The sequence below is a fragment of the Streptomyces sp. TN58 genome (assembly GCF_001941845.1).
Classification (GTDB): domain Bacteria; phylum Actinomycetota; class Actinomycetes; order Streptomycetales; family Streptomycetaceae; genus Streptomyces.
Map to the genome: position 1 here is coordinate 2,627,225 of NZ_CP018870.1, position 12,252 is coordinate 2,639,476.

Genomic DNA, 12,252 nt, shown 5'->3' on the forward strand with positions numbered 1-12,252 from the left:
AGTTGATGCGCCAGCATCTGCTGAACGAGACGACCGCGGATATCTACCGCCGTTCTGTCACCGAGGGCGTCGACCGCGTCGCCGCCAAGCTCGCCACCACCGAACGGCCCCACACCGGCATATCCGTCGACGAACTCGCCCCGGTCATCAACGGGATCGACCTCGACACCCCGCTCGGCGACTCCTCCGCCGCGCTGGCCGAGCTGGAGGACGTCTACCTCCGCGACGCCGTCTACTTCCACCACCCGCGCTACCTGGGCCACCTCAACTGCCCGGTCGTCATCCCCGCGGTGGTGGGCGAGGCCGTCATGGCCGCCGTCAACTCCTCCCTCGACACCTGGGACCAGTCCATCGGCGGCACGCTCATCGAGCGCCGCCTCATCGACTGGACCACGCGCCGCATCGGCCTCGGCGAGAACGCCGACGGCATCTTCACCTCCGGCGGCAGCCAGTCCAACTTCCACGCCCTGCTGCTCGCCCGCGACGAGGCCTGCCGCACCGTCATGAAGCGCGCCATGGACGCCGGTATCGGCCTGACCAAGGCCGAGCTCCTGCCGAAGCTGCGCATCTTCACCTCCGAGGCCAGCCACTTCAGCGTGCAGAAGTCCGCCGCCATGCTGGGTCTCGGCTACGAGGCCGTCATCTCCGTGCCCGTCGACCGCAACCGGCGCATGGACACCTCCGTCCTCGCGCTGGAGCTGGAGAACTGCGCCGCCGAGGGCCTCTTCCCCATGGCCGTCGTCGCCACCGCCGGCACCACCGACTTCGGGTCCATCGACCCGCTGCCCGAGATCGCCCGCCTGACCGCCGAGCACTCCGCGTGGATGCACGTGGACGCCGCCTACGGCTGCGGACTGCTGGTCTCCCCCACCCGCCGCCACCTTCTCGACGGCATCGAGCACGCCGACTCGGTCACGGTCGACTACCACAAGTCGTTCTTCCAGCCCGTCAGCTCCAGCGCGATGCTGGTCCGCGACCGCGACACCCTCAAGCACGCCACGTACCACGCGGACTACCTCAACCCGCGGCGCATGGCCGAGGAGCGCATCCCCAACCAGGTCGACAAGTCCATCCAGACCACGCGCCGCTTCGACGCCCTCAAGCTCTGGATGACGCTGCGGATCATGGGCGCCGACGGCGTCGGCTCCCTCTTCGACCAGGTCATCGACCTCGCCGCCGCCGGCTACGACGTCATCACCGCCGACCCGCGCTTCGAGGTCGTCGTCGAACCGCAGATCTCCACCCTCGTCTTCCGCTTCCTGCCCGGCGAGGACGTCCCCGCGGAACTCCTCGACGAGGCCCAGCTCCACGCCCGCAAGGCGCTCTTCGCCTCCGGCGAGGCCGTCGTCGCCGGCACCAAGGTGGACGGGAAGCAGTACCTGAAGTTCACCCTCCTCAACCCGCAGACCACGACGGCCGACATCACCGCCGTCCTCGACCTCCTCGCCGCACACGCCGAGCAGTTCCTGGGAGAATCCCTTGCCGTCCACCACTGAGCCCTACGACTTCATCGGCATCGGTCTCGGTCCCTTCAACCTGGGACTGGCCTGCCTGACCGCGCCGATCGACGAACTGAGCGGCCTGTTCATCGAGTCGAAGCCGCACTTCGAGTGGCACGCGGGGATGTTCCTGGACGGCGCGCACCTCCAGACGCCCTTCATGTCGGACCTGGTAACCCTCGCCGACCCGACGTCGCCCTTCTCCTTCCTGAACTACCTCAAGGACCAGGACCGGCTGTACTCCTTCTACATCCGGGAGAACTTCTACCCCCTGCGCGCCGAGTACAACGACTACTGCCGCTGGGCCGCCGACCGCCTCGACAACGTGCTGTACTCGACCTCCGTCACCGAGGTCTCCTACGACGAGTCCGCCGGCCTCTACGAGGTCCGCACCGACAAGGGCGAGACCCACCGCGCCCGCCGCATCGTCCTGGGCACCGGCACCTCTCCGTACGTCCCGGAGGCCTGCGCCGACCTCGGCGGCGACTTCCTGCACAACTCCGCCTACATGCCCAACAAGGCGGAGCTGCAGAAGAAGAAGTCCATCACCCTCATCGGCTCCGGCCAGAGCGCCGCGGAGATCTACTACGACCTCCTCGCCGAAATCGACGTGCACGGCTACCAGCTCAACTGGGTCACGCGCTCCCCGCGCTTCTTCCCGCTGGAGTACACCAAGCTGACGCTGGAGATGACCTCCCCCGAGTACGTGGACTACTTCCACGCCCTCCCGGAGGACACCCGCTACCGGCTGGAGACCCAGCAGAAGAACCTCTTCAAGGGCATCGACGGCGACCTGATCAACGCCATCTTCGACCTGCTCTACCAGAAGCGGATCAGCATGCCCGGCGCGGTCCCGACGACCCTGCTGACCAACACCTCCCTCAACAGCACGGCGTACGACACCACCACGGGCACCTACACCCTCGGGCTGCGCCAGGAGGAGCAGGAGCGGGACTTCTCCCTCGCCACCGAGGGCCTGGTCCTGGCCACCGGCTACAAGTACCGCACCCCCGACTTCCTGAACCCGGTCCGGGACCGCCTGAACTTCGACGGCCGCGGCCGCCTCGACGCCGCCCGCAACTACAGCGTCGACACCACGGGCCGCGAGGTGTACCTCCAGAACGGCACCACCCACAACCACTCCCTGACCTCCCCCGACCTGGGCATGGCCGCGTACCGCAACGCGTACATCGTCGGTGAGCTGCTCGGCCGCGAGTACTACAAGGTCGAGAAGTCCATCGCGTTCCAGCAGTTCGCCGCCCCGGAAGGCACCCACGCATGAGCACCACCGACACCCTCTACTCCCGGACGGACTCCGTCCTCGGGGACTTCGCGATCCGCCCGCTGGACCCCTTCGCCGACGCGGAGCTGCTCCACGGCTGGGTCACGCACCCCAAGGCCTCGTTCTGGATGATGCAGGACGCCTCCCTGCCTGACGTCGAGCGCGAGTACATGCGCATCGCCGCCCACGAGCACCACCAGGCCTACATCGGCCTGCACCAGGGCACCCCGGCGTTCCTGATGGAGACGTACGACCCGAGCCGGCTGGAGCTGGTCGGCCTGTACGACGCCCGGCCCGGCGACGTCGGCATGCACTTCCTCGTCGCGCCCAGCGACCAGCCTCTGCACGGGTTCACCCGCGCGGTCATCACCACCGTCATGGCGGCGATCTTCGCCGACCCGGCCACCGTGCGCGTCGTCGTCGAGCCGGACGTCGCCAACACCGCCGTACACGCCCTGAACGAGGCCGTCGGCTTCGTGCCGGAGCGCCAGGTCACCAAGCCGGAGAAGGAAGCACTGCTGAGCTTCTGCACCCGCGCGCAGTTCGAGGCCGCCACCGGCATCGCCCAGGGGGTGTCGATATGAGCCTCACCGACGCCGTCTCCCACCTCTCCCCCGAGCTGTGGGCCCGCGCCAACCGCGCCCTGGTCCGCAAGGCCATCGCCGAGTTCGCGCACGAGCGCCTGCTGACCCCCGTCTCCCTCGGCGGCGACCGCTGGTCGGTCGTCTCCGACGACGGCGCGGTGGAGTACCGCTTCGACGCCACCCGGCAGGCCCTTGACCACTGGTCGGTGGACGAGGCCGGCATCACCCGGCTGCGGGACGGCGCCTCGCTGCCGCTGGACGCGCTCGACTTCCACATCGAGTTCCAGCAGACCCTGGGGCTGAGCCCGGAGGTCCTGCCGGTCTACCTGGAGGAGATCTCCTCCACCCTGGCCGGCTCGGCGTTCAAGTACACCAAGCCGCAGATCCCCGCCGCCGTGCTGGCGAAGTCCTCCTTCCAGGACATCGAGACCGGCATGACCGAGGGCCACCCCTGCTTCGTCGCCAACAACGGCCGCCTCGGCTTCGGCGTGCACGAGTACCACGCGTACGCCCCGGAGGCCGCGAACCCGGTGCACCTGATCTGGGCCGCCGCCCACAAGGACGTCGCCACCTTCACGGCGGGCGCCGGCCTGGAGCACGACAGCTTCATGCGCGCCGAGCTCGGCGACGCCGCGGTCGAGCTGTTCGCGGCGAAACTGCGCACCCTGGACCTGGACCCGGCGGACTACCTGCTCTTCCCCGTCCACCCCTGGCAGTGGTGGAACAAGACCACGGTCACCTTCGCCGCGGAGATCGCGGGCCGCCGGCTGGTGCTGCTCGGCGAGGGCGAGGACGCCTACCTCCCGCAGCAGTCGATCCGTACGTTCTTCAACACCACCACCCCGACCAAGCACTACGTCAAGACGGCCATCTCCGTCCTGAACATGGGCTTCATGCGGGGCCTGTCGGCCGCCTACATGGAGGCCACGCCCGCCATCAACGACTGGCTCCACCAGCTGATCGAGTCCGACGACGTCCTGAAGTCCGTCGACTTCTCGATCATCCGCGAGCGTGCGGCGATCGGCTACCGGCACCTGCAGTACGAGCGCGCCACCGACCGCTACTCGCCGTACCGCAAGATGCTGGCGGCCCTGTGGCGCGAGTCCCCGGTGAACTCCCTCGGGGACGGCGAACGCCTGGCCACCATGGCCTCGCTCCTCCACGTCGACGCCGACGGCAAGTCCTTCGTCGGCGCCCTCATCGAGGAGTCCGGCCTCACGGCGGCCGAGTGGCTGAAGCCGTACCTGCGCGCCTACCTGCTGCCGCTGGTGCACTGCTTCTACCAGTACGACCTCGCCTACATGCCGCACGGCGAGAACACCATCCTGGTCGTCAAGGACGGCGTCGTACAGCGGGCGATCTTCAAGGACATCGCCGAGGAGATCGTCATCATGGACGCGGACGCGGTGCTGCCGCCCGCGGTCGAGCGGATCCGGGCGGACGTCCCGGAGGACATGAAGCTGCTGTCGATCTTCACGGACGTCTTCGACTGCTTCTTCCGCTTCCTGTCCTCCATCCTCGTCACCGAGGGCATCTGCACGGAGGACACCTTCTGGCGGGCCGTGGCCGACTGCGCCCACGACTACCAGGAGTCCATGCCGGCCCTCGCCGAGAAGTTCGAGCGCTACGACTTCTTCGCGGAGGAGTTCCAGCTGTCCTGCCTCAACCGCCTCCAGCTGCGCAACAACAAGCAGATGGTCGACCTCTCCGACCCGTCCGCCGCGCTCCAGCTGATCGGCACCCTCAAGAACCCCGTCGCGCCCTTCGCCCGACGGTGAGACGCGGGGCGGGGAGGGTGCCGATACGGTCCCTCGGCACCTCCCCCGCGCCGACCGTGTGACGGCGTGACCGCGAAGCCGAAAGGACCTCTTCGCGGTCACGCCTTCGCCGTGTCCGGGCGCTGCCGCCCCGGCCGGGTCGTCAGCGGGACCAGGGGACGTCCGGGGCGCGGTGGTAGCCGATGTCCTGGGCGTCCAGGCGGGGGGCCTGGGCGGCGAGGCGGCGGCTGTACGCGGTCCAGTCGAGGGCGTCGGCCGGGGACCAGCCCAGCTCCGCCAGGCCCAGCACCCGCGGGAAGGCCATCAGCTCCCACTCGGCCCGCGTCGCGATGTTCTCCGTCCACAGCGGGGCCTCCACGCCGAGCACCGCGGACTCCGGCACCCCGGCCAGGTAGGCCCCGGGGTTCCAGGAGTAGGAGCGCGCGACCGGGACGTAGCCCGCCCACGACAGGCCCGGCTTCGTCGCCGCCTCGTACTTCATGTCCAGGTAGACGCGGTCCGCGGGCGAGAGGATCAGCGGGTGGCCGGCCTTCGCGGCCGCCGCCACGGCCGACCGGTCCGCGGCGGAGGTCCCGTCGTGGCCCCAGTACTGGAGCACCGCTCCGGCCGCCGGCCGCGCCGACGCCAGCTGGTGCCAGGCCACCACCGTCTTCCCATGTCGGCCCACCGCCTCCTGCGCCCGGTCCATGAAGGCCGCGTAGTCCGCCGCAGGCGTCGCGTGCGCCTCGTCGCCGCCGATGTGCAGGTAGCGGCCGGGCGTGAGCCGCGCCACCTCGCCGAGCACGTCGTCGACGAACTCGTACGTCCGCTCCTTGCCCACGCACAGCGAGCTGAAGCCGACCTTGGTCCCGGTGTACCGCTCGGGGGCCTTCCCGTCGCAGTTCAGCTCGGCGTAGGAGGCCAGGGCCGCGTTCATGTGCCCCGGCATGTCGATCTCCGGGACGACGTCCACGTACCTCTCGCCCGCGTACGCCACCAGTTCGCGGTACTCGTCCTTCGTCCAGTGGCCGCCGGGCCCGCCGCCGACCTCGCTCGCGCCGCCGTACTGCGCCAGCCGCGGCCAGGAGTCGATCGCCAGGCGCCAGCCCTGGTCGTCGGTGAGGTGCAGGTGCAGCGTGTTGATCTTGTACTGGGCGAGCTGGTCCACGTACCGCTTCACCTGTTCCACCGTGAAGAAGTGCCGTGCGATGTCGACCATGGCGCCTCGGTAGGCGAACCGCGGCCGGTCGGTGACCACGCCTCCGGGGACCGTCCCCGGGCCGGCCACCGGCAGCAGCTGTCGCAGGGTCTGGCCCGCGCGGAACAGGCCCTCGGGGGTCCGTGCGACGAGGTCGACGCCGTCGGGCCCGGACTCCAGCCGGTAGCCCTCCTCCCCGGCCGCCTCGGCGGCCGTGTCGATCCTGAGGCGGATCCCCCCGCCCCCCGCCCCGCCGACGACCGGCAGCGGCAGCCCGCTCGGACCGCGCAGCTGCTCGGCGAGGAGTTCGCCCACCCGCCGGACCTCCCGCCGGACCTCCTCGCCCCCGCCCGGTCCCGTACGGATGACCGTGCCGGGCCCGAAGGCGTAGCCGGGACCCCCGGCGCGCGCGGAGACCGGCGCCGGCAGGAGCCTTTCGAAGGGGGCCAGGGCCGCGGGCGGGTCGTCGCCGGCGGCCGCGTCGTCGCCGTGGGCGGCGGTGCAGGAGACGGCACCGAGGACGAGGAGGGTGCCGAGCGCGCGTCGCAGGACTCTCATGTGCCCAGGTATAGGCCAACTGGGCCGTCCTGGGCGGTGGGAGAATCGCCGAATGGCGGAAATCATCCAGAAGGACGGGACCTGGACGTTCGACGGCGACGGTGTGCGCATCGTGCCCGGTCGCGACAAGGGGGTGGGGCTGCTGCGGCAGACCCTGGGCGAGGTCGTCGTGCCGCTGCGCGCGCTCGCGGGGATCAGTTACGAGCCGGGCCGCAAGGCGGGACGGCTGCGCCTGCGGATGCGCGAGGGGGCCTGCCCGCTGACCCAGGTGACGGGCGGGCGGCTGCCGGAGGCCTCCGACCCCTACCGGCTGAGCGTGGAGCCGGACCGGACGGGGGTCGCGGAGTACTTCGTGGACGAGGTCCGCAACGCCCTGCTGCTGGAGCAGGTGGATCCGGGGCCGTCGGAGGCGTATCTGCTGCCCGGCCCCAGCGTGCCGATAGCGGTGGGCGCGGGCGACGGGACCGTCACCTTCGACGGCGACCGGGTCGCGCTGGAGTGGAACTGGACGACCGAGGAGGCCAAGCGCTCCGGGGGGCCGCGCGAGTTCCGGGTCACGGACCTGCGGACGGTGGAGTGGGCGCCGGCCAAGGGGCTGGAGAACGGCTGGCTCCGCTTCGGTCTGGCCGGCGGCGCGCAGCCGGCCGCGCCCAAGTACGACCCGCACACGGTGGAGCTCTTCGGTTTCAAGAAGGACCCGCTGATGGCGCTGGTCGCCGCGGCGGTGGCGCTGCGGCTGCCGCACCCGGCGGCGCCGGTGCAGGACCGGGCGGTCGAGGACGCCCCGCCGAAGCAGCTCGCCGCACCGGCCGCCGGGGGTGCGGAGGACCACGACGCGCTGTTGCGGCGGCTGCGGGAACTGGGGGAGCTGCACCAGGCGGGGGTGCTGACGGCTGACGAGTTCACCGCGGCCAAGCAGGCCGTTTTGCGTAGATTCTGACCGGATGCATCCATTCCACTGGTCCAGACCACAAGGATCCTGCCCGGAATCGGGCAGGATCTTTGCGTTGGACGGCTGGAGCAGTCAATATCTACGGGTGCTCGACCGCCGCCCGTCCTATGACGACCTCGTCGAACACCTGGTGCGCAGCACCTCGCTGCAGCGGGGCGAAGCGGCCCGGGTGGTCCTCGATGTGCTCGCCTACTTCGACGAGACGACGGAGGACTTCGTCCGCCGCCGCCACCGCGAACTGCAGGCCGGCGGAGCCGTGAACGCCGAGATCTTCGAACGGATCGCGGCCGAACTGCCGCACCGCGCCGTGGCACCCCCGGAACTCTCGCTCCGGCAGCTGCGCCGCATCGTCTACGGCTGACCGGCCGCGGCCCGAGCGACCGCGGGCGGATGACGGGCACACGAACCGAACTTCAGGAGGGGCAAGACCGTATGTGCGGAATCGTCGGTTACATCGGAAAGCGTGACGTGGCACCGCTGCTGCTGGAGGGGCTGGCGCGGCTGGAGTACCGCGGGTACGACTCGGCGGGCATCGTCGTGAACAGCCCGAAGGCCGGCGCGCTCAAGATGGTCAAGGCCAAGGGCCGCGTCCGCGACCTGGAGGCCCGGGTCCCCAAGCGCTTCGCCGGCACCACCGGCATCGCCCACACCCGCTGGGCCACGCACGGCGCCCCGAGCGACGTGAACTCCCACCCGCACCTGGACCCGGAGAACAAGGTCGCCGTCGTCCACAACGGCATCGTCGACAACGCCGCCGAGCTCCGCGCCAAGCTGGAGGCCGAGGGCGTCGTCTTCGCCTCCGAGACCGACACCGAGGTCATCACCCACCTGATCGCCCGCTCCCAGGCCGACAGCCTGGAGGAGAAGGTCCGCGAGGCCCTCAAGGTGATCGAGGGCACGTACGGCATCGCCGTGATGCACGCCGACTTCACCGACCGCATCGTCGTGGCCCGCAACGGCTCGCCGGTCATCCTCGGCATCGGCGAGAAGGAGATGCTCGTCGCCTCCGACGTCGCCGCGCTGATCGCCCACACCCGCCAGGTCGTCACCCTCAACGACGGCGAGATGGCGACCCTGAAGGCCGACGACTTCCGCACGTACACCACGAGCGGCACGACGACCAACGCCACTCCGGAGACCGTGGAGTGGGAGGCCGCCTCCTACGACATGGGCGGCCACGACACCTACATGCACAAGGAGATCTCCGAGCAGCCCGACGCGGTCGACCGCGTGCTGCGCGGCCGGATCGACGACCGCTTCAACACGGTCCACCTGGGCGGCCTGAACCTGGACCCGCGCGAGGCGCGCGGCATCCGCCGGGTCAAGATCCTGGGCTGCGGCACCTCGTACCACGCGGGCCTGATCGGCGCCGGCCTCATCGAGGGCATGGCCCGCATCCCCGCGGACGCCGAGCCGGCCTCCGAGTTCCGCTACCGCAACCCGGTCGTGGACCCCGACACCCTCTACATCGCGGTCTCCCAGTCGGGTGAGACCTACGACGTCCTCGCGGCGGTGCAGGAGCTCAAGCGCAAGGGCGCCCGCGTCCTCGGCGTCGTCAACGTGGTCGGCTCCGCGATCGCCCGAGAGGCCGACGGCGGCGTGTACGTGCACGCCGGTCCCGAGGTCTGCGTCGTCTCCACCAAGTGCTTCACCAACACGGTCGTTGCCTTCGCGCTGCTCGCCGTGCACCTGGGCCGCATCCGGGACCTGTCGGTCACCGACGGCAAGCGGATCATCGAGGGCCTGCGCAGGCTGCCCTCGCAGATCCAGGAGATCCTCGACGGCGAGGAGGACATCAAGAAGCTGGCGGCCGAGTTCGCCGAGGCCAAGTCGATGATGTTCATCGGCCGGGTGCGCGGCTACCCGGTGGCGCTGGAGGCCTCCCTCAAGCTGAAGGAGATCTCCTACATCCACGCCGAGGCCTACCCGGCCTCCGAGCTCAAGCACGGCCCGCTGGCCCTCATCGAGCCCTCGCTGCCGACGGTCGCGATCGTCCCGGACGACGACCTGCTGGAGAAGAACCGCGCGGCGCTGGAGGAGATCAAGGCCCGCAGCGGCCGGATCCTCGCGGTCGCCCACCGCGAGCAGGAGAAGGCGGACCACACCATCGTGGTCCCGAAGAACGAGGACGAGCTGGACCCGATCCTCATGGGCATCCCGCTCCAGCTGCTGGCGTACCACACGGCCCTGGCCATGGGCCGGGACATCGACAAGCCGCGCAACCTGGCGAAGTCGGTCACCGTCGAGTAGCAGCCGGGCCGGCACCGGACACGGGAGAGCCCCCGTGCGCACCTACCGCGCACGGGGGCTCTCCCCGTACCGCAGCTCAGCCCGCGGCGACGGCGCCGCCGCGGCGCCGGGCCCTGCCGAGGGCCATCGGCCAGTGCGCCAGGGCCGCGGTGGCCCCGTACCAGGCCAGCAGTCCGGCGACGGCCGCGACCCAGCCGCCCGCCTTGGCCAGCACCGCGCCGTCCACGAACGAGGCTATGGCGAGCAGGACGAGCGAGAGGGTCAGCAGGCCGTAGACGCCCTGGCTGAACAGGCCGCTCGCGGCGGCGACCGTGAGGGTCAGCGCGAGCATCGCGAACAGGACAAGAAACGTTCCGGCTGCCTCGCCGGAGGCCGCACCGCCGGCCCCCTTGGCCCACGTGAACCAGAAGACGCCCAGGCCCGCGAACGCGGTGCCGTTGAATCCGCTGCCGCCCCGGTACTCCAGGAGGCCCAGGAGGAAGAGGGCTGCGCCGCCGACGTACATCGCGAGCGACACGGAGCCGGCAGCGGACACACCGTCGATGACACCGGTGTGGCCGATACCGAATGCGAGAAGGGTCAGACCCAGGGCGATGTTCCCGAGGGTCGAAGTCGAGGCCGTGCTTCCCGCAGAGACACCATTGTCCACGGCGGGCTCCCTTCGATCTGCAGTTGTTTGCTGCGTCCCAGCAGCATTTATCTACCCTTTACACGAGGGCACAACCGCACAATCGGCTTGACGGCCGGTCACGGAATGACAACAACGGGTCGCTGTGCGCGTTTGGCCAGCCGGCCCGCCACCGAGCCGAAGATCCGGCCGATGATGCCGTGCGTGGAGCCGACCACGATGGCGTCGGCCGAATACTCCCGGCCGACCTCCTCCAGCTCATGGCAGATGTCACCGCCGCGCTCGACCAGGATCCACGGCACTTCCGCCAGATAGTCGGCGCACGCGAGCTCCAGGCCGAGCACCTCGGTGCGGTGGTCCGGCACGTCCACGAAGACGGGCGGCTCGCAGCCGGCCCACACGGTGGTGGGCAGCCGGTTGGCGACGTGCACGATGATCAGGCCGGATCCGGAGCGGCGGGCCATGCCGATCGCATAGGCGAGAGCGCGCTCACTGGAGGTGGACCCGTCGAATCCCACCACGACGCCGTGCCGGAAGGCCGGGTCGCAGGGGGAGCGTGTCTGTTCCACCGCGCGCAGTTCGGCGGCGGACGCGGGGTCGGCGAGCCGTTTGCGCTTGCGGTCCGCGGGTTCGGAGAATTCGTGACCGGCCATGGGTGTCTCGGCGAAGAGGTCCTTGGAGGAAGCAACAGGGGCGATATCGGCGACGCAGTGTGACGGAGCTCTGTCCGGGAAGCATCTTCCCAAGCCCATACCCTCCAGGGTACGGCGACACTCCTGTCCTGCACAGGGCTTGCCGCACTTGGAGAGCGTCCCAGGGAGCATGCCGGAGCGGACGCGCCTTGGCAATGGCCGCTGGCCCCTACAGCCAGTGACGGCAGCGGGGAGTTGCCACCCGTGCGCGCAGTGACCGAGCCCCGGCGAGCGGCGTTGGACACGCGTCCGACCGTTCAGGAAGAGCCCGCAGGGAGTACGCCGTGTCCGGCCATCCGGTTCACCCCGACCAGCCCGCTCAGCCCGTCCACCTCCCCGACCCGGACGCGTACTTGGCCGCCTCCGCGCGCCGACCGCTTCACCCGTCCGTGCGGACCTCGGGGCGCCCGCATGACGACCAGGCGGGCGACGTCGTGCGCTGGGCCGCCTTCAGCTGCCTGCTCGTCCCGGTGGTCCTCGTCGTCCACGGCACCTCCGCGGGCGGCGCGGCCGTGGCCGCCCTCGGCCTGCTCGTCGTCACGGCCGCCTGCCGGGTCCTCCTGCAACAGTCGGAACGGGCCGCGGCCCGCGTCCGCGCGCAGGAGCGCCCCGCGTCCGCACACCGCCGGCGGCACTCGCGCGGCGGCGCCCCGAGTCGGCGGGGCTGCCGTACCTCCGACTCCGCATCCCCGCACGACTGACTCATTCGCACACCCACACCCGCTCGTTTTCAGCCAACTTCCCGGCAGGGTGCCCTCCTTGCCGGAATGTCCCCCTGATCCCCCCACCACCAGCGACGATGTTCACCGGGGGGCGTTTTGGCCCTATGAGTACTGGCCACAGCGGCGTTCC

General features: G+C 70.4%; 11 protein-coding genes. 8 read left to right on the forward strand and 3 right to left on the reverse strand.

The genetic code is table 11. The features are described 5' to 3' along the window. Positions 1-5: 5 nt before the first annotated feature. The 4 genes from BSL84_RS11940 to BSL84_RS11955 are packed head-to-tail and all read left to right on the forward strand — an operon-like array spanning position 6 to position 5,143. A complete protein-coding gene (locus BSL84_RS11940; RefSeq protein ID WP_045321881.1) occupies positions 6-1,496 on the forward strand; it encodes a pyridoxal phosphate-dependent decarboxylase family protein in 1,491 nt (496 codons plus the stop codon). After that, positions 1,480-2,781 carry a lysine N(6)-hydroxylase/L-ornithine N(5)-oxygenase family protein gene (locus BSL84_RS11945; RefSeq protein WP_075970323.1) on the forward strand — a complete coding sequence of 434 codons (1,302 nt, stop codon included), beginning with the start codon at positions 1,480-1,482 and terminating at the stop codon, positions 2,779-2,781. The genes BSL84_RS11940 and BSL84_RS11945 overlap by 17 nt, the downstream gene beginning before the upstream one ends. Further along, complete coding sequence (locus BSL84_RS11950; protein ID WP_030025926.1) at positions 2,778-3,365, forward strand: GNAT family N-acetyltransferase; 588 nt, start codon at positions 2,778-2,780, stop codon at positions 3,363-3,365. Before BSL84_RS11945 ends, BSL84_RS11950 begins: the two co-directional genes overlap by 4 nt. Continuing rightward, positions 3,362-5,143, forward strand: coding sequence for an IucA/IucC family protein (locus BSL84_RS11955; protein WP_075970324.1), 1,782 nt, complete (start codon positions 3,362-3,364; stop codon positions 5,141-5,143). The genes BSL84_RS11950 and BSL84_RS11955 overlap by 4 nt, the downstream gene beginning before the upstream one ends. 142 nt (positions 5,144-5,285) lie before the next feature. On the opposite strand, the gene BSL84_RS11960 is transcribed toward BSL84_RS11955, so the two are convergent. Beyond that, on the reverse strand, positions 5,286-6,878 hold the full coding sequence (locus BSL84_RS11960) for a beta-N-acetylhexosaminidase (RefSeq protein WP_045321883.1): 1,593 nt from the start codon (positions 6,876-6,878) through the stop codon (positions 5,286-5,288). 52 nt (positions 6,879-6,930) lie between these two features. Here BSL84_RS11960 and BSL84_RS11965 point away from each other — a divergent pair, with 52 nt between their 5' ends. The 3 genes from BSL84_RS11965 (at position 6,931) to glmS (ending at position 10,080) form a co-directional block, all read left to right on the forward strand. Further along, the gene (locus tag BSL84_RS11965) at positions 6,931-7,818 is read left to right on the forward strand and encodes a DUF4429 domain-containing protein (RefSeq protein WP_030025936.1); all 888 of its coding nucleotides are present in this window, start codon (positions 6,931-6,933) and stop codon (positions 7,816-7,818) included. A 97-nt stretch (positions 7,819-7,915) separates the two neighbouring features. Further along, a complete protein-coding gene (locus BSL84_RS11970) occupies positions 7,916-8,191 on the forward strand; it encodes a hypothetical protein (protein WP_030025937.1) in 276 nt (91 codons plus the stop codon). 71 nt (positions 8,192-8,262) lie between these two features. Beyond that, positions 8,263-10,080, forward strand: a complete 1,818-nt coding sequence (gene glmS, locus BSL84_RS11975; protein WP_030025939.1) for a glutamine--fructose-6-phosphate transaminase (isomerizing) — start codon at positions 8,263-8,265, stop codon at positions 10,078-10,080. 76 nt (positions 10,081-10,156) lie between these two features. Here glmS and BSL84_RS11980 read toward each other — a convergent pair whose 3' ends face one another. Together BSL84_RS11980 and BSL84_RS11985 are read right to left on the reverse strand one after the other, a co-directional pair. Continuing rightward, a complete protein-coding gene (locus BSL84_RS11980) occupies positions 10,157-10,729 on the reverse strand; it encodes a GPR1/FUN34/YaaH family transporter (RefSeq protein WP_075970325.1) in 573 nt (190 codons plus the stop codon). Between the two features lie 98 nt (positions 10,730-10,827). Further along, positions 10,828-11,361 (reverse strand): universal stress protein, encoded by a 534-nt coding sequence (locus BSL84_RS11985; RefSeq protein WP_030025942.1) that lies wholly within the window; start codon positions 11,359-11,361, stop codon positions 10,828-10,830. A 323-nt stretch (positions 11,362-11,684) separates the two neighbouring features. Here BSL84_RS11985 and BSL84_RS11990 point away from each other — a divergent pair, with 323 nt between their 5' ends. After that, positions 11,685-12,101, forward strand: coding sequence for a hypothetical protein (locus BSL84_RS11990; RefSeq protein WP_324616523.1), 417 nt, complete (start codon positions 11,685-11,687; stop codon positions 12,099-12,101). The last annotated feature ends 151 nt before the right edge of the window (positions 12,102-12,252 follow it).

Coding starts and splice junctions, on each gene's coding strand:
- BSL84_RS11940 (WP_045321881.1), top strand. CDS start 6: ATGCGCCAGCATCTGCTGAACGAGACGACCGCGGATATCTACCGCCGT.
- BSL84_RS11950 (WP_030025926.1), top strand. CDS start 2,778: ATGAGCACCACCGACACCCTCTACTCCCGGACGGACTCCGTCCTCGGG.
- BSL84_RS11955 (WP_075970324.1), top strand. CDS start 3,362: ATGAGCCTCACCGACGCCGTCTCCCACCTCTCCCCCGAGCTGTGGGCC.
- BSL84_RS11960 (WP_045321883.1), bottom strand. CDS start 6,878: ATGAGAGTCCTGCGACGCGCGCTCGGCACCCTCCTCGTCCTCGGTGCC.
- BSL84_RS11965 (WP_030025936.1), top strand. CDS start 6,931: ATGGCGGAAATCATCCAGAAGGACGGGACCTGGACGTTCGACGGCGAC.
- glmS (WP_030025939.1), top strand. CDS start 8,263: ATGTGCGGAATCGTCGGTTACATCGGAAAGCGTGACGTGGCACCGCTG.
- BSL84_RS11985 (WP_030025942.1), bottom strand. CDS start 11,361: ATGGCCGGTCACGAATTCTCCGAACCCGCGGACCGCAAGCGCAAACGG.